The sequence below is a fragment of the Betaproteobacteria bacterium genome (genome assembly GCA_016720925.1).
Classification (GTDB): Bacteria; Pseudomonadota; Gammaproteobacteria; order Burkholderiales; family Usitatibacteraceae; genus UKL13-2.
The window spans coordinates 25,746-40,775 of the sequence record JADKJR010000013.1; the positions used below are offsets into that span (position 1 = coordinate 25,746).

Sequence of the window (15,030 nt, forward strand, 5' to 3'; positions counted from 1 at the left end):
AACTCCTGATTGAACAATGCTTGAAACTGCCCGCTTCCATACCAGCCAGACGTTCACACGCGGACTGTCAACCCTGACTCGCATGGATGTTGGCAGAATTGGATCTCTCGCCACGCTTCCTGTTTTGGCCGCGATTCGTGCGCAGTATGGCGTCGGCCTTCATTCTGCGCAACAAAGCGAACGAACGGAACAGACCACTATTATCTTTTCTGCAACAGACAATCGTGGTCTGTCCTCCAGCAATCCAAAGGGCGATACCAAGTCGTCGCCGACCAAGCGGTCCGAAGACTTGGTAGCGGCTCAGGTTATATCGGCGACTTTGCCCCAGCCCATTCGAGAGCCTCCTGCCTTTCGCCGAACGAACGCCCCTGCTCAGCGGCATGCGATGGTGTTTGTTCGCTCATGTTTTTCTCCCGAAGTCTTCAGGGTCAACGTTTGAAGGGTCAGGCCCCGGATTCGTGGCAAACCGCTTCGATGTTGTGTCCATCCGGACCAAGAACGAAAGCGGCATAGTAGTTTGCGTGGTAGTGCGGGCGGAGCCCTGGCGCACCATTGTCTTTGCCACCCGCTTCCAGCGCCGCACGATAGAAGGCGTCGACTTGGCTACGATTCCCGGCGACGAACGCCAGGTGAAGATGCGCCGGCTTCTCCCCGGTTTGATACAGACACAATGAAACACTACCCTTTGGTTGGCTAAGTTCGACACCGTTCGGCGGCCACTCCGTGACAGCCGTTACGCCGAGCGGTTCGAGGGCCTTGAGGAAAAACGCTTTGCTCGCTGCATAGTCGCTGACACCGAATTTCACGTGGTCAAACATGCGTTCTCCTGAAGGGTGTGGTCCTGCGCGAGACCTAATCGTTGTTTTCAGTCGGCTGTTGTCGTGCCGGTGTTAACTGCTAATTGAGTTCCAAGGGGTCCGCGTGGATCGTTTTTGAACTGCTCGATTTTTTCAAAAAAATTCACCTTGAGCGCCTTTAGTTCGTCTACAGTGCCGTTCGTTGAACTATTCCAACCGCTCGATTTTAGAGGAGAAGCAACATGGACCGATTCACCGGTGGTTGCCTGTGCGGCAACGTCCGACTCGTCGCGTTGGGACGCCCATACCGGGTCGGCCTTTGCCACTGTCTCAACTGCCGCAAGCATCATGGGGCTCTGTTTCACGCTTCCGCCGTGTTCCCTCATGATGCGGTGACAATCGAAGGCGAAACTTGTGACTTCGCCGGTCGGTTTTTCTGTCCCCGCTGTGGCTCGCCTGTTTTCTCACGCACCGCAGACGAAATTGAAGTGAACCTGGGATCACTGGATGCCCCTGACCAACTGAGGCCCACCTACGAACTCTGGACCGTCCGTCGCGAGTCATGGTTGCCGCCGTTTCCGCTCACGAGGCGATACGAGCGCGATCGTGAGGCAAAGGGTCGATTTGAGGAGTAGGTCGTATGAGCGGTGCGAAGGCGCCGTTACGAGGTAACGAGAAGGGTGAATCAATAAACGAATGGGACACCATTTTCCCCGCAGCAGTCCGCATTGCAGATCGCCATTTGACGGGCGTTTCCAGCCATTATCGGCCTGGAAGCCTCGCCAGTGCTAGCATTGTTGCCACGCTTATTCCGACGCGACCAGTGCCGGTGCCATAGACGCAAGGACAATGGACACGGCACCGAAACGTTTCATTTATTCCCCATGACGAATGAAAGGACCGCTTCCAGCCGGTCGGCCCAGTCGGCCTCGCTGTGCCCCGTGCCGTCGATCACGGCCGTCAACGCGTGGGCCGGCGTGTACCCGCGATCGCGCAACACTTCGGCCAGCATCCGCTGGGCCGGCGCGTAAAGCGAATCCAGCCAGTCGTCGCCGCGATCACTGTATATGCGGTGCGTGGCCGGGTCCGGCAGGTGTTTGCCCAGATAGGTCATCGCGGCGAGCGGGAGCGCGGCGTTGCGCACGCGCTCGCGGCCCCATGCGGTCGGCCGACCGACCCAGTGCGTGGATAACCCCGCCGCGCCGCCAAAGAATTGCGGGTACTCGCACAGCGCGTAGAGGGAAATCAAGCCACCCATGCTGGAGCCGGCGATGAAGGTGTGCTCGCGCCCGGTGCGCGTCGGGTATTTCTTGTCGATGGCCGGCTTCAATTCCTCAACGATGAATCGAAGGTACGCATCCGACTTGAGCCGGCCGTTGCTGGCCTCGACTTCGTACTCGCGCCGTACGGCGTCCGGGGCAAAGGCCAGGAACTTCTCCGGGTAGTACTCGGCATAGCGCTCGATGCCGTTGTTCCAGATGCCGACGATGATAGTGTCCTCGATCTGGCCGCGCTTGGTGAGGTTCGCCACCGCCACATCAGCACGCCAGGCTTTCTTCGTCCAGTTCAGGCTGCCATCGAAAATGTTCTGTCCGTCGTGCATGTACAGCACCTGGTAGCGCCGCGAGGGACTGAAATCGCTCGGCAGCCAGACATCGATGTGCCGCGGCATGACGTGGCGCGAGGCGAAGTGCTCGATGCGCTCAATGCGGCCCGTGGTGACGTTGGGCAACGACGGGGGTTCTGCAGCGTGTGCCGAAATGCTTGCCGCGGTGGCAAGCATCCAGATCCCGTTGATCAGTGTTCTCATTCTCCCCTCCAAGGCCAGCCAAAATGCAATGCCCGCGCATTGAAATGCCCGCGCCCCTTTCCGGCCATGAATAGCCCACGCACCGCGCGTGCGTTTGAGTTTGTCGCGAAGTCATAATAAATGGATGGTGGATTCAACTTCAAAGAGCGACGGTTGAGCAAGCGAAGAATACTTCATGTGCCACTTCGCTGACCGTTTGGGATTTCTGTACGCGTAGAACGGAATGGCAAGTATGGGTCATGGTCATCTTGCCCTCGAAGGTCGGACACCCTGGTCCAGCGAATAAATGGGCACCCATCTTCCGGCCTGCCCCTCGCCGTTTGATTTCTCTCAATACATGGTCATCGGTTTAACCCAACAATGATGAATGTGGAGGACATGGTGCGGACATTAAGGTGATGCTCCATGTCCGCGAATGTTGCGCGGAGCGTGGCACGCGACTACGATGAAAGAGCGCGGAGGCGGGCGACGTGAACCGGGTGCATGAAATTTGGCGATTCGACATTTCTTGATTGGAGAGGAAGCATTCATGTGCAATTCTGTGAAGCGGATGTTTGGATTGATCGCCGGCATGGCGATGGCGTGTTCGACGGTGGCGTTGGAGGCGGCGTCCGATTTCAGCAAGGCGCCGGGAAATGGCGCTTACTCCTTCGGCAGCGTCACACCGAAGATGTTTCCGGATCTGCTCAAGACTTCGTTGACGGGTGATCCGGTCAACATCACGGGGCACCTCTTTCTTCCGGCTTCGGCAACGGAAAAAGACAAAGCGCCCGCGATCATTCTGGTGCACGGCTCTGGCGGCATCTACGATGCGATGCTGGAATACTGGCCGAAACAATTCAACGCCGCAGGGTACGCGGTGCTTGCCCTCGATTCCTTCGGTCCGCGCGGCGTGAAGAGTACCGCCGAGGATCAATCGCAGGTTCCGTTTGCGGCGGACGTGGCGGATGCATTCAGCGCGCTCAAACTCATGGCCAGCCACCCGCGCATCGACGCGAGCCGTATTGCCGTCATGGGTTTTTCGCGCGGCGGTATCGCCACCTGGCGGACGGCGGTCGAGCGCATCATCGCCGCGCAATCCGCCGCGCAAACACTTCCTCCGGGCCTGCGCTTCGCGGCGCATATTCCCGTCTATTCGGGCGGTTGCGTCGGCGTATTCCGCCTGATCGTCAAGCCGGGCGTCTTTTCAAAATCGCCCATGCTCTGGGTGCATGGCGACGCCGACGATTATGCGGCGATGGAACCTTGCCGCGACTACGCGGAAAAGATCAGCAAGGCGGGAACGCCAGTCGAATTCAACACCATCGCAGGCGCGCGCCACAAGTTCGATATGGATGATCAGCGCCGTACCGACGTGCGCAATGCGCAGAAAACGCTCGACGCCTGCCCGATCGAAGTAGATATCGAGACCCTCTATTCCCACGACCGCACCACCGGCACACGCCTGACCGGCGCGGCCTATGTGGAGACACTGAAGAAGCAATGCAGCGCGACCGGCGCTTCGGTTGAAGGCGACCGCAAGGCGCGTGACAAGGCCGCGCAGGCCATCCTGGGTTTTCTGCGCAAGACTTTTGGACGCTGATCTCCTGTACGCCTGTGAGCGAGGTCAGTCCCCTGAGCTGCGCGATAACCCGCGAAGTCATAGCAGGAGTAAACGGCAATGCAAATGGATGGCGTCAAAAAGTGAAAGCAGAAATGCAAGTCCATTCAGTCGCAATCGAATACACGCATGACTTGCAGAAGCGGCGCTTGAAATTCTCGCACCTATTGCGAGAGCAGATGGAGTCGGGATCCTGATTTGAGGCACAAGCTCTTCTACACAATTGCCCTGTCCGGGTTTCTGGCGGCAATCTGGCTGAAATTCTTTGCGCACGGTTGGCTGCGCGGCAACGCATACGATGTCTTGCTGGTGGCGTTTCTATCCTCGGCAACATTCGGCATAAGAAACCTCGCGTTGATCCAGTCCGTCGGCCACAATACGGCGGCTGAAACGCTAAGGCAGTCGCAGATCGCGCTGAACAGGAAGATCTCCGCTGCCTGGGCCATCATCGCTTGTAGTGCCGAACTCATGCAGGGGATCATGAAGATGGCAACGGGAAAACACGCCCTCGGCACCTTCGATCCGGTCGATCTGGCGTGCTACGTCTTTGGGGCGATACTTTCACTCAACGTGAACAGATTGCTTTATGTCGTCCAGCAGAATAAGTAGAAGCCGGCAGCCTTCGTCTCATCGCAGATCGCCATTTGGCGGCCTCGCAGAGCTGCGCCCGGGGCGGCGCAAACGCCAGGGCGCCCCCTACGCCGAAATAGCGGTGCACAAGCCTCATAACTGGCCAAGGACCACAGGTTGCGCGCGCGTTTTCCAGAGCGAGACGATTACGCCACCCGCTATCAGGCCGAATGTCACGGTCAACGATATGCTCGGCGGAATCTTGCCGATGATTCCGACCAGGAATATCTTTGCGCCAATAAACACGAGCACCAGGGCCAGCGCATATTTCAGATACGTGAAGCGGTGAATCATTGCCGCGAGTGCGAAGTAAAGCGCGCGCAAGCCGAGGATTGCGAAGATATTGCTGGTGTAGACAATGAAAGGATCGCTGGTGATCGCGAAAATCGCCGGTACCGAGTCGACCGCGAACACGAGGTCAATGACCTCCACCATACAAAGCGCGAGGAACAGCGGCGTCGCCCAACGCACTGGTTTTCCGCTCGCCGGGTCGGTGCGGTTAACGAAGAAAGAGTTACCTTCAACTGCTGCCGTGACGCGCAGATGCTTGCGCAGGAACCTGAGCAGCGGGTTGTTCGCGATGTCGGGAAAGTGGTTAGCGATGATCCACATCTTGATGCCGGTGAACATGAGAAAAGCACCGAATACGTAGAGTACCCAGCTGAAATTGCTGATCAAAGCGGCACCGAGCCCGATCATCAAAGCCCGCAGCACAATCACTCCCATGATTCCCCAGAACAGAACACGGTGCTGGTACTGGCGAGGAATGGCGAAGTAGGAAAAAATCAGCGCGATGACGAAGACGTTGTCCATCGACAGCGATTTCTCGATCAGAAAGCCGGTGAAGTACTCCGTCCCGCTTTGGACGCCGAAGTACCACCAGACCCAGGCACCGAACAGCGAAGCAATGCTGATGTAGCCGGCTGAGAGTGCCAGACTTTCCTTGACGCCTATTTCGGAATCGCTTTTGTGCAGCACACCGAGATCAAAAGCAAGGAGTGCTACGACAATTCCGGCGAAGACGAGCCAGACCCAGGCGGCCTTGCCAAGCAGCGGGTTGCTGAGGAATTCAATGAGAGGTTCCAAAATAGTGATGTCCAGAAAAGGTGTTGGTCAGGTTATGTCAGAGTTTGCGGGCCGTCAGAGTTGGCGAGCCATATGGCGGCGAGCATGACGCTTGCGCCGAAAGTGGCAAGCAATGCCGCGTCTCTGCGGTTGTCCCATGCGTACTCGCGCCATGCCGCGTAAAGTGCCACGGCAGCGACCACGCCAACCAATATCGCGGGGTCAACCATGTTGCGGGCACGCCACCAAAGGCGGCGGCGGCGAGAAGGGCCGCACCAGTCGCCAGTGCTCGTGCATGGCAGTCAGAAGGATTGCCTCTCCATCTGCAGCGTGTGCGTCCGCTTCGGCGACGGCGACGCACAATCCCATCACTTGGCCGCGTATTTCGCGGTCGTCAATCTCTGCCAGCAATGCGGTGAGCGTGCCGGGGTCAAGGTACGCCGCTCCCCAGCCTCGCAGCGACGTGGAGCAAAGGTCTTCGCACAGGCCCTGCACAACGACCTGCAACTCGTCGGGCGAAATACCCAGCAGCGCGTGCGCGTGCATGCGGTCGAGTGCGTCCAACTCAGTCTTGCAAAGGTGGCCGTCGGCCAGCATGGAGACGGCAACAATACGCGCGGCCGCGAAGGGGCTGTTTTTTGGATAGGTACGCAATTTATTGACTCCTGAATTTGGTTTTGCGTTGATTGGTCGGGCTTGTGCGAGATCGGCGTTTCGTGTTGCGATCGGGACCCGCCACATACCCGATCCGAATGTATTTATTCATCGATACCGCCCATCCCGAACAAGCTCATAAGGCTCGTGAAGAGGTTGAAAATCGAGACGTAGAGCCCGACCGTGGCCAACACGTAATTGGTTTCGCCGCCATTCACAATGCGGCTGGTCTCAAACAGGATCAAACCTGCCGACAAAGGGCGACCATCGCCGACACTGCAAGGCCGAGTGCGGGCATTTGCAGAAATACAGCGGCGAGGCCCGCGAGCAGGGCAATAATGAGACCCGCAAACAGGAACCCGCCCATGAAGCTGAAATCTCTCCGGGTCTTGAGCACATATGCCGACAGCGCGAGGAAGGTGACACCCGTTGTGCCAAGCGCCATGGTGACGATCTTTGCGCCGCCAGGCAGGGCAAGCGAGGCAGACAGCATCGGGCCAAGCGTGTAACCCATGAAACCGGTCAGGGCAAATACGGCAGGCAACGCCCAGCCACTGTTTTTTTGATGAAAAACCAGAAATAGCAGGCCGAAATAGCCGGCAAGCGTCAGCAGGATGCCCGGACTGGGTAACTTCAGCGCGGCGCTGACGGCAGCGACGACAGCGCTGAACAGCAGGGTCATTGCAAGCAGTGCATAGGTATTGCGCAACACACGGCTGGCACCTCTGTCGATCGCTGGTGCGCAGCGAAGGCTGACGTAGCGACGTCGGGTTGGGGTGGCGGGGTGATGTTTTCCATGGGGTGGTTGTCACTTTCTATTCTTCAATGATGGTTGGGTGTCGGCGTGATCGATACAGGTCGCGGCGGCGCTGACAGTTGCGCAGCAGCAGGCGGGTTGCGCGAGCCAGCGAAGCTTGCAGCGCGGAGTGGCAGTCACTAGCCTTTAAAACGATAGTTACGGTGCCGACGCTATCGGTTTTCAGTTCGAGATGGCAACACTTGTCGACGCCGCCGCGGGGGCCGTTGACGTCAGACAGCCGTACTTTGGCGCGTGGAACCAGCCACGACAGGCGGCGCATTACAAACTGCACGCGGCTCACCGCAAATTCGCGGATCTTTGCTCCGTCGTGATGACGGGATTCAAACACTACTTCCATTGCAAGCCTCCATCGGTTGAAAGTGGACAAAAGATAGGGCACAACCGACTTCGGAAAAAGCAGATAATAGCGAATTGATAGTTCGGAAAAACAGGATAATGAGCGTCAGCTTCAGTTACCGGCACTTGTACTATTTCTGGGTTGTCGCCAAGGAGGGCGGCATCACTCGTGCCGCGACCCGGCTCGGCATGGCAGTTCAAACGGTAAGCGCCCAGGTACGCGAGCTGGAACGCTCGCTTGGTCATACCTTGCTCAAGCCTGCTGGCCGCGGACTCGTGTTGACTGAAGCAGGTACGGCAGCGATGCGGCAGGTCGATCAGATTTTCCAGCTGGGTGAGCAACTGCCGGATGCAATCAAGGAGGCCACCAGTTCGCCCGGGCTGCGCTTTGCGGTGGGAATCTCCGACGGACTGCCCAAACTGGTGGTGCGGCGCTTGCTGCAGCCGATCCTTCAAGAGCCAAACCTGCGTTTGCTATGTCATGTCGACGAGTTCGAGGATCTGCTCGGCGATCTGGCGCTCCACCGGCTTGATGCCGTACTGGCTGACAGGGCTGCGCCGCCCAACCCGAACGTAAAGGTATACAGCCATCCGCTGGGTTCATCGGAAATCGCCTGGTACGCGTCCGCCAATTTGCATGCGACCGCGAGGAAAGCGTTTCCGCAATCACTTGAAAGCGTCCCGGTGCTCCTGCCAACGACACACGTCGCGGTTCGCGCGCGTCTCGACCAATGGTTCGAGAGACGGGCAATCAGGCCGCACGTGGTGGGCGAGTTTGAAGACAGCGCGCTTCTTAAAACTTTTGGCTCAAGCGGCATGGGCGTGTTTCCGGCGGTCGACATGGTTCACGACGAGTTGTTGGCGCAGTACAACGTCAAGCGCGTCGGATCATGCGAGGGTGTGGAGGAGCACTTCCATCTGATCGTCGCGGAGAAGAAAGTGTTGCATCCGGTCATCATTCGTTTGCTGGAACTGGCGCGCTGACTGTACGGACTGCTTGGGCTCATGCGTAGGGCTGAGCGCAAGAAGTTCCACATCACCATTCGGCGGGCATCTCCATGGCATTTCGGTCTGGAAGCCGCCCCAATGCTGGCGTTTCTTGTACTGGACTTCTATTTACCTCTGTACGTGGTGAGCCTGTCGAACCACACTTACTCCAAGCGCTTTTTTTAACATGCCCCACTAGATCCTTCGACAGGCTCAGGGCGAACAGGGATCGGCCAATAGAAGTTCCCTCCCGAAGCATCCTGCTCGCAACCGCACTTCAAGTTCGCTTTATCTTTCCACTCAATGGCACCAGAACATCATGCACGCAAAGACCGCACGAATCGCCCGTACCGTAACGAAGAAAACGCGTGCGCCGGTCCTCGAAAAACTGAGCCTTCACCCGCGCAATCGCCATCGCGGCCGTTACGATTTCGGAATGCTCTCAGACGTGTTGCCGGCGCTTAAGGATTTTCTCGTTGCCAATCCGTTTGATGCCAACGAGTTGACGATCGACTTCGCCAATCCCGCCGCGGTGATGGCACTGAATGCTGCGCTATTGAAAGCTTTTTATCAGGTCGAGTCGTGGCGTATTCCGCCGGGCTATTTGTGCCCGCCCATTCCGGGCCGCGCGGATTATGTGCATCATGCGGCCGATCTGCTGGCGCGAGACCGCAAAGGAAATATCCCGCGCGGGCCGGATATTCGGGTACTCGATATCGGAGTCGGCGCGAATTGCATTTATCCGTTGATCGGCCATCACGAGTACGGTTGGCGGTTTGTGGGAAGCGATACCGACGCCGTCGCGCTCAGCGCCGCGCAACAAATCGTGGATGCAAACAAAAATCTGGCGGCGGCGATCGAATTGCGGTTACAGGCGTCGCCGCAGAAAATTTTCGAGGGCATCCTCAAGCTAGTTGATCGCTTCGATTTTGTTCTCTGCAATCCACCTTTTCACGCCTCCGCGCGGGCAGCCGAAGCTGGCGCTATTCGCAAATGGAAAAACTTGGGCAAGGCAGGAAATCCCCAATCAAATCCCAAACTGAATTTCGGCGGTCAGGCGGCAGAGCTTTGGTGCGAGGGTGGCGAAGTCGGGTTTGTGTGCCGCATGGCGGCGGAAAGCGCGCAACACCAAACGCAGGTGTCGTGGTTCAGCGCGCTGGTGTCGCGGGAGGAAAGCCTGCCTGAGATTTATTCCGCGTTGAAAGCAGTCGACGCGCGCCGGGTTGAAACCATCGCCATGGCGCAGGGCCAAAAGAAAAGCCGCATCGTTGCGTGGCATTTTCGGTAGATCCCAACATCGGCGCAAACAGAAAACTCTCGCTTTGCGCATGCCTCGCTTTGACGTGAAGCCGCTGCCCCGCATGTTCGAACGGCAAGAAATTCTTGCGGGGGAACGTCTGTTCATTGCATCGTGTCTTCGATCGTAAGAAACGAACGGGAATGCAATGGATCGATGGTCCGTTCTGGCAATTACCGCAGCGTGCACATTGGGGCTCGCGCTGACTTCGAATGGTTCGCACGCTCCGCCGGCGGGCAAAGTGTACCGGGTCGGGTTGCGTGTGAATCAAGGCGCCAATGTCGGCGGAATGCCCTATCCGCAAGTCGCATCACTTCGCCAGGGGCTGACGTAGCCCGGGTATATCGAAGGCACTAACCTCATCATCGAGGAGCGTTACCCGGAAAGGCAACCGGAACGTTTGCCCGGCGTTGCGGCGGAACTCGTCGCTTGATCTAACCCTCGAACGGTGGACGCCCCATTCAGGGGTGGTTGTTGCCGCGAACTGTAGCAGTGTGTCCTGCCGGAATGACCGGCGCGGAGTATCGCACGCGAGACTGCTTAACCTTTGTCGCAGGCCTGCCAATGTGGATTCAGTTACTGCCTGTGCAAACCCCAGCCGTGGCTGGGGTTTTGTTTTTCTACAGGATGCGCGCGCGCAGTTCAGGCAGGCAGAGCAGTATAGTCCGTGTAGCCCTTCGCACCGGGTGTGTAGAACGTCGACATGTCGGGCGCATTGAGTGCGGCGTCCTTTTGCATACGCGTGACCAGATCCGGGTTGGCCAGGAATCCGCGGGCGAACGCAATCATGTCTGCCTGGCCTTCGTTGAGCGCCGTTTGTGCGGACGCCGCATCGAACCCACCGGCAAGAATGAAGGGCCCGTTGAAAGCGTGGCGCAATGCGAGCTTGAAGGCTGCCGGTACCGGTGGCGCACCCATGGCCGAATGATCGAGCACATGCAGATACGCGAGTTTCAGCGCGGAAAGTTCTTTGACCAAGGCAAGGTACTGCGCTTCCTGCTCGGGATAGTGGCCCGTCGAATTGAAGACACCGTATGGCGAAATGCGGATGCCGACCCGTTCCGCGCCGATCGCCGCAACGGTCGCCCGGGCGACTTCGAGTGCAAAGCGATTGCGCCCCGCGATCGAGCCGCCATAGCCGTCGGTGCGCGTGTTGACGTTGGCATTGAGAAACTGTTCGATCAGATAACCATTCGCGGCGTGTAATTCCACGCCGTCGAACCCGGCCTCGATGGCGAGCTTGGCGGCGTGGGCGTATTCGCCCACCGCATGATCGATATCGGCCTGTGTCATTGCGCGCGGTTTGCTGTGCGGCAGCATGCCGTGGCTATCGGTGTACATCTCGCCGGGGCAGATCGCATCGGTGGGGCCGACTACCTCGGCGCCGGCGGGCAGATTGGCGGCCTGGGTCACGCGGCCGGTGTGCATGAATTGAATGTATATCTTGCCGCCTTTGGCATGCACGGCATCGGTTGTCTGTTTCCAGCCTGCCACCTGCGCCGCATTGAACAATCCCGGGATTCGCGGGTAGCCCAGTCCGTTTGCGGAAGGCGAAGTGCCTTCGGTGATGATGAGGCCGGCGCTGGCGCGCTGGCCATAATATTCGGCCATCAGGGCGTTAGGAGTATTGGTGTCCACCGCGCGGCTGCGTGTCATCGGCGCCATCACGGCACGATTGGCGAGCGCCAGTTTGTTCATCGAGTAAGGGGACAAGAGGGAGGCAGGTGACATGGCAGTCCTGTAGAAAGGGGGAAATGGGAGAGTCGCGTCCAGTGCTTGTTGAGGCACATGTAGGCGCGACGCTGAAAAGATATTGGGGTTGAATTGGCAAACTCAACGGCGAGGAGCGGTTCAGCAAAAGAGGGAGGCCAGGAAATGGCAGGGAACAGGTTATTGGCATCCGGACGTCTTGCTCCTTTCGGCAAGGGAAAACCCGACTTCCTTGACCATTGACAAACGGGGCCCGGACCCTGGGAGTACATTCGATCAGGACAGTGAGAACTGGATTCGATTGACGAGGCATTGCGTTTGAGCGGAAAGGGCGAACAATGAAAAACATTTTGCGAATCGTGATTGCGCTGGTGTGCGTGCTGGCCGGTGCGACCGTGGCACTGGCGCAGCAGAAGGACGAAGCTGGCTGCAAGGACCATCCGATGTTCACACGGATGCCGGGGTACTGGATCTACAAGTGCGTGGACAAACAGTTCGATGCATACGCGTTCGTGACCGGTCCCGGGAAGACCGAAACCGTGGAGGGCCGAAAGGCGACCTGGACCTACTACCCGCAGGCGAAGGCGACGGACAAGCCCAGCGAACTACAGATCAAGCGGAATTTCGAAGCGGCGATACAGAAGGCCGGCGGCAAGATTGTCGGGGCCGACAAGGGACGTCAGACGTTTACGCTGACCGCGGACGGGAAAGAGATCTGGGTGGAAGTGTGGGCGGAGTTCACCGGCAAATACGGCTTCACCATCGTCGAGAAAAAGGCGATGGCCCAGGACATCGTCGCCACGGCTGAAGTTTTTTCCAACGACATACGTTCCACCGGACATGCCGCCATTTACGGCATCTATTTTGATAGCGGCAAGTCCGTGATCAAGCCCGAGTCTGATGCGGCGCTCGCCGAAATCGCCAAGTTGCTCAACAGTGATCCGGGCCTGAAACTCAACGTGGTGGGCCATACCGACAATGTCGGCCAAATGGATTCCAACATGAAGCTCTCCCAGGCGCGGGCCGAGGCAGTTGCCCAAGCGTTGATCACCAAGCACGGCATTGCCACCACGCGCCTGAAGGGCTATGGCGTTTCTTCCCTGGCGCCGGTGACGTCCAACGAGTCCGATGCGGGGCGCGCCAAGAACCGGCGCGTGGAGCTTGTCAAGCAGTGAACCGGTAAATGGGATCGGCACTATTTTTTCAAGTTAAACGCAAATGTAGAATTGGGGCATGACCAAGATTCCCGATCCGCACTTCGCCGAGCGTATTCATGCCAGCTTCGAGCGGCAACACGCGATGCAGCTTATTCAGGCGACACTGCCTGTCGTCGAGCACGGTCGCACCGAAATCCATCTGCCGCACTGGCAAGGCGTCGAGCAGCAGCACGGCTTTGTGCATGGCGGCGTGGTCGGCATGATTGCCGACTCGGCCGCGGGTTACGCGTCCATGACGATGGTTCCACCCAGCGCCACTGTACTGACGGTGGAGTACAAGATGAACCTGGTGGCTCCCGCCGATGGAGAGAAGCTGATCGCCCGTGGTCAGGTCGTCCGTGCCGGCCGTACGCTGATCGTCACCAAGGCAGAAGTTTTCGCCGTCAAGGAGGGCAAAGAAACCCTTTGTGCCCTGATGCAGCAAACGATCATGGTGATGCACGGGAAAGTGGAGAAGTAGGATCGTTGCGCTGGCATTGATGCGGTGACGCATACCCGGATCAGGAATACAAACCCTAGCACCGGCGAGCCTCTCCCGCCGTTTATGCCCGAAAAGGCGCACCAGTCCTTGAGTTTGCGGATTTAGTCCGCGCTCCTACTCCCCTGAACCCGGGTAGATCGTCCGCCCCCGACTGATCGTGCACCGCACCGTCGCGAAATTCGCCACATCCGCCGCCGGATCCGCGCCAAGCACCACGAGGTCCGCATCCAGCCCTGCCGCCACGCGACCGCGGCGGCCGCTTTCCTTCCAGCGCGCGGCAGGCGTCGTGGTGAGCGAGGCGAGTATCTGCATCGGCGACATGCCCGCCTTCGCCATGAGCAGGTACTCTTCGGCGGGATCAGCATCGTTCATGTAGCCGACGTCAGTGCCGAACAGCACCTGCCCACCCGCCGCGATGAAGGTCCTGACATGCGCCACCGATGCGTCCACCAGCCGCGCGGTGACCGCGGGCGGCGCGTTCTCCTTGCTCATTTCGTAGCCCATCAGTTTCAGCGTCGGGATGACGGACATGCCTTGCTGGATGGCCCGCTGGCGCAGCGCATCCGGCCACGGTGTCGCAACACCCAGGGTGGTATGTGCAAGGATGTCCACCCCGGCCGCGAGCGCTGCGTCCACGCCCGCGATATCGGTGGGATGCGCGATCACCAGCTTGCCGCGGCGATGGGTCTCGTCGGCGGCGGCGCGGGCGATGTCGGCAGGCATGCGCTGGATTTGCCTTGCCTGAGGTGTGGCGATGAAGAGCTTGGTCGCGTCGGCACCAGCGTCGAGATTTTCGCGCACCACTTTCAGGGCGGCGTCAATGCTCGCTGGCTGCGGCATGCTTTCGAGGAACTCGCGTGGAAAATTGTCCAGATAGATCGGGATGCCGTTGGGCGGGAACAGCGGCAGGCCCGCCGTGAGAATGCGCGGCCCGCGCACTTCACCCCAAACGCCGTCGCGTTCAATTCGCGCACGCAGGGCCAGTGTGTTGTCGCGGTCGGAGGCAATATCGACCACGGTCGAATAGCCGTAGCGCGTCAGCATCGTCACTAATTTTTTCGTCAGTTCATTTGCGGGCTGCGTGCCGGCGGCGTTCCAGGTCTCACCGATGAGATGCACGTGGCTGTTCTGGAATCCCGCCGTGATGATTCCGCCGCTGCACGTTGATTCGCGCGCGCCGGCCGGGATCGCGACCTTTCCCTTCTCGCCAACAGCCATGATCTTGTCGCCACGAATGACGACCACGCTTTCCTTGAGTAGCTCACGATCGGGGGCGATATATATTTTCGCGCCGCGCAGGAACCAGGTATCGGGCTCGCTCGCGGCACGCGCATTGACTACGGCAAGCAGCGCGGTCACGGGCGCGAGCAGGATCAACTTTGCGATGTGCGTACAGGTCATGTTCATTGGGCGCTCTCCGTGGCTTGATCGGCGATGTGTAAGGGTAGCGTGATTCTATCGAGTCAATGATGACACCGTGGCCAGCCTGCTCGCAGAAAAGGACAGTGCAAGTTCCGTGAGGGGCGGAACACGGAAGCTCTTAGTGAGCTGCTTCCAGCGTTCCTGAAATCTGCCACGCGGCGCGGCAAACATCCTCGTAGGACATTCCCTACCGCATAAGCCGCG

The 15,030-nt window shown here is 58.8% G+C and carries 17 protein-coding genes and 1 pseudogene; 9 read left to right on the top strand and 9 right to left on the bottom strand.

Annotated features, from left to right (window positions below):
- Window positions 1–16 precede the first annotated feature (16 nt).
- On the top strand, window positions 17–439 hold the full coding sequence (locus IPP88_16550) for a hypothetical protein (GenBank protein MBL0124256.1): 423 nt from the start codon (window positions 17–19) through the stop codon (window positions 437–439).
- A 4-nt stretch (window positions 440–443) separates the two neighbouring features.
- Here IPP88_16550 and IPP88_16555 read toward each other — a convergent pair whose 3' ends face one another.
- Window positions 444–818 (bottom strand): VOC family protein, encoded by a 375-nt coding sequence (locus IPP88_16555; protein MBL0124257.1) that lies wholly within the window; start codon window positions 816–818, stop codon window positions 444–446.
- Between the two features lie 221 nt (window positions 819–1,039).
- Between IPP88_16555 and IPP88_16560 the strand changes: the two genes are divergently transcribed.
- Complete coding sequence (locus tag IPP88_16560) at window positions 1,040–1,432, top strand: GFA family protein (GenBank protein ID MBL0124258.1); 393 nt, start codon at window positions 1,040–1,042, stop codon at window positions 1,430–1,432.
- Window positions 1,433–1,668: 236 nt separating this feature from the next.
- On the opposite strand, the gene IPP88_16565 is transcribed toward IPP88_16560, so the two are convergent.
- Window positions 1,669–2,607 carry an alpha/beta hydrolase gene (locus IPP88_16565; protein MBL0124259.1) on the bottom strand — a complete coding sequence of 313 codons (939 nt, stop codon included), beginning with the start codon at window positions 2,605–2,607 and terminating at the stop codon, window positions 1,669–1,671.
- A gap of 529 nt (window positions 2,608–3,136) precedes the next feature.
- Here IPP88_16565 and IPP88_16570 point away from each other — a divergent pair.
- Together IPP88_16570 and IPP88_16575 are read left to right on the top strand one after the other, a co-directional pair.
- Complete coding sequence (locus IPP88_16570) at window positions 3,137–4,189, top strand: dienelactone hydrolase family protein (protein ID MBL0124260.1); 1,053 nt, start codon at window positions 3,137–3,139, stop codon at window positions 4,187–4,189.
- Between the two features lie 216 nt (window positions 4,190–4,405).
- A complete protein-coding gene (locus tag IPP88_16575) occupies window positions 4,406–4,816 on the top strand; it encodes a hypothetical protein (protein MBL0124261.1) in 411 nt (136 codons plus the stop codon).
- A gap of 114 nt (window positions 4,817–4,930) precedes the next feature.
- Here the strand turns inward: IPP88_16575 and IPP88_16580 are convergent, their stop codons facing one another.
- From IPP88_16580 to IPP88_16600, 5 genes and pseudogenes are all read right to left on the bottom strand, one after another.
- Window positions 4,931–5,923: a TerC family protein gene (locus tag IPP88_16580; GenBank protein ID MBL0124262.1), complete on the bottom strand. Its 993-nt coding sequence runs from the start codon at window positions 5,921–5,923 to the stop codon at window positions 4,931–4,933.
- A gap of 32 nt (window positions 5,924–5,955) precedes the next feature.
- Complete coding sequence (locus tag IPP88_16585; GenBank protein ID MBL0124263.1) at window positions 5,956–6,132, bottom strand: hypothetical protein; 177 nt, start codon at window positions 6,130–6,132, stop codon at window positions 5,956–5,958.
- Window positions 6,125–6,556, bottom strand: coding sequence for a TerB family tellurite resistance protein (locus tag IPP88_16590; GenBank protein MBL0124264.1), 432 nt, complete (start codon window positions 6,554–6,556; stop codon window positions 6,125–6,127). The genes IPP88_16585 and IPP88_16590 overlap by 8 nt, the downstream gene beginning before the upstream one ends.
- 104 nt (window positions 6,557–6,660) lie before the next feature.
- Window positions 6,661–7,238 (bottom strand): annotated as a pseudogene (locus IPP88_16595) (Bax inhibitor-1 family protein).
- A gap of 133 nt (window positions 7,239–7,371) precedes the next feature.
- The gene (locus tag IPP88_16600) at window positions 7,372–7,713 is read right to left on the bottom strand and encodes an HPF/RaiA family ribosome-associated protein (GenBank protein MBL0124265.1); all 342 of its coding nucleotides are present in this window, start codon (window positions 7,711–7,713) and stop codon (window positions 7,372–7,374) included.
- 98 nt (window positions 7,714–7,811) lie between these two features.
- Here IPP88_16600 and IPP88_16605 point away from each other — a divergent pair, with 98 nt between their 5' ends.
- From IPP88_16605 to IPP88_16615, 3 genes are all read left to right on the top strand, one after another.
- Window positions 7,812–8,696 carry a LysR family transcriptional regulator gene (locus tag IPP88_16605; protein ID MBL0124266.1) on the top strand — a complete coding sequence of 295 codons (885 nt, stop codon included), beginning with the start codon at window positions 7,812–7,814 and terminating at the stop codon, window positions 8,694–8,696.
- Between the two features lie 322 nt (window positions 8,697–9,018).
- Window positions 9,019–9,987, top strand: a complete 969-nt coding sequence (gene rlmF, locus IPP88_16610) for a 23S rRNA (adenine(1618)-N(6))-methyltransferase RlmF (protein ID MBL0124267.1) — start codon at window positions 9,019–9,021, stop codon at window positions 9,985–9,987.
- A 157-nt stretch (window positions 9,988–10,144) separates the two neighbouring features.
- Window positions 10,145–10,330 (top strand): hypothetical protein, encoded by a 186-nt coding sequence (locus IPP88_16615; protein MBL0124268.1) that lies wholly within the window; start codon window positions 10,145–10,147, stop codon window positions 10,328–10,330.
- Between the two features lie 308 nt (window positions 10,331–10,638).
- Here IPP88_16615 and IPP88_16620 read toward each other — a convergent pair whose 3' ends face one another.
- Window positions 10,639–11,727, bottom strand: coding sequence for an alkene reductase (locus tag IPP88_16620; GenBank protein MBL0124269.1), 1,089 nt, complete (start codon window positions 11,725–11,727; stop codon window positions 10,639–10,641).
- 317 nt (window positions 11,728–12,044) lie between these two features.
- Between IPP88_16620 and IPP88_16625 the strand changes: the two genes are divergently transcribed.
- Both IPP88_16625 and IPP88_16630 read left to right on the top strand, forming a co-directional pair.
- Window positions 12,045–12,881, top strand: coding sequence for an OmpA family protein (locus tag IPP88_16625; GenBank protein MBL0124270.1), 837 nt, complete (start codon window positions 12,045–12,047; stop codon window positions 12,879–12,881).
- 58 nt (window positions 12,882–12,939) lie between these two features.
- The gene (locus IPP88_16630; GenBank protein ID MBL0124271.1) at window positions 12,940–13,383 is read left to right on the top strand and encodes a PaaI family thioesterase; all 444 of its coding nucleotides are present in this window, start codon (window positions 12,940–12,942) and stop codon (window positions 13,381–13,383) included.
- Window positions 13,384–13,518: 135 nt separating this feature from the next.
- Here IPP88_16630 and IPP88_16635 read toward each other — a convergent pair whose 3' ends face one another.
- Entirely contained in the window at window positions 13,519–14,811 is a 1,293-nt protein-coding gene (locus IPP88_16635; GenBank protein MBL0124272.1) for an amidohydrolase family protein, read from the bottom strand.
- Window positions 14,812–15,030: the final 219 nt, after the last annotated feature.

Bases quoted from the DNA above. Each gene is read 5' to 3' on its own strand.
- IPP88_16550 (MBL0124256.1), top strand. From the start codon at position 17: ATGCTTGAAACTGCCCGCTTCCATACCAGCCAGACGTTCACACGCGGA.
- IPP88_16555 (MBL0124257.1), bottom strand. From the start codon at position 818: ATGTTTGACCACGTGAAATTCGGTGTCAGCGACTATGCAGCGAGCAAA.
- IPP88_16560 (MBL0124258.1), top strand. From the start codon at position 1,040: ATGGACCGATTCACCGGTGGTTGCCTGTGCGGCAACGTCCGACTCGTC.
- IPP88_16565 (MBL0124259.1), bottom strand. From the start codon at position 2,607: ATGAGAACACTGATCAACGGGATCTGGATGCTTGCCACCGCGGCAAGC.
- IPP88_16570 (MBL0124260.1), top strand. From the start codon at position 3,137: ATGTGCAATTCTGTGAAGCGGATGTTTGGATTGATCGCCGGCATGGCG.
- IPP88_16585 (MBL0124263.1), bottom strand. From the start codon at position 6,132: ATGGTTGACCCCGCGATATTGGTTGGCGTGGTCGCTGCCGTGGCACTT.
- IPP88_16600 (MBL0124265.1), bottom strand. From the start codon at position 7,713: ATGGAAGTAGTGTTTGAATCCCGTCATCACGACGGAGCAAAGATCCGC.
- IPP88_16605 (MBL0124266.1), top strand. From the start codon at position 7,812: ATGAGCGTCAGCTTCAGTTACCGGCACTTGTACTATTTCTGGGTTGTC.
- rlmF (MBL0124267.1), top strand. From the start codon at position 9,019: ATGCACGCAAAGACCGCACGAATCGCCCGTACCGTAACGAAGAAAACG.
- IPP88_16615 (MBL0124268.1), top strand. From the start codon at position 10,145: ATGGATCGATGGTCCGTTCTGGCAATTACCGCAGCGTGCACATTGGGG.
- IPP88_16620 (MBL0124269.1), bottom strand. From the start codon at position 11,727: ATGTCACCTGCCTCCCTCTTGTCCCCTTACTCGATGAACAAACTGGCG.
- IPP88_16625 (MBL0124270.1), top strand. From the start codon at position 12,045: ATGAAAAACATTTTGCGAATCGTGATTGCGCTGGTGTGCGTGCTGGCC.
- IPP88_16630 (MBL0124271.1), top strand. From the start codon at position 12,940: ATGACCAAGATTCCCGATCCGCACTTCGCCGAGCGTATTCATGCCAGC.
- IPP88_16635 (MBL0124272.1), bottom strand. From the start codon at position 14,811: ATGAACATGACCTGTACGCACATCGCAAAGTTGATCCTGCTCGCGCCC.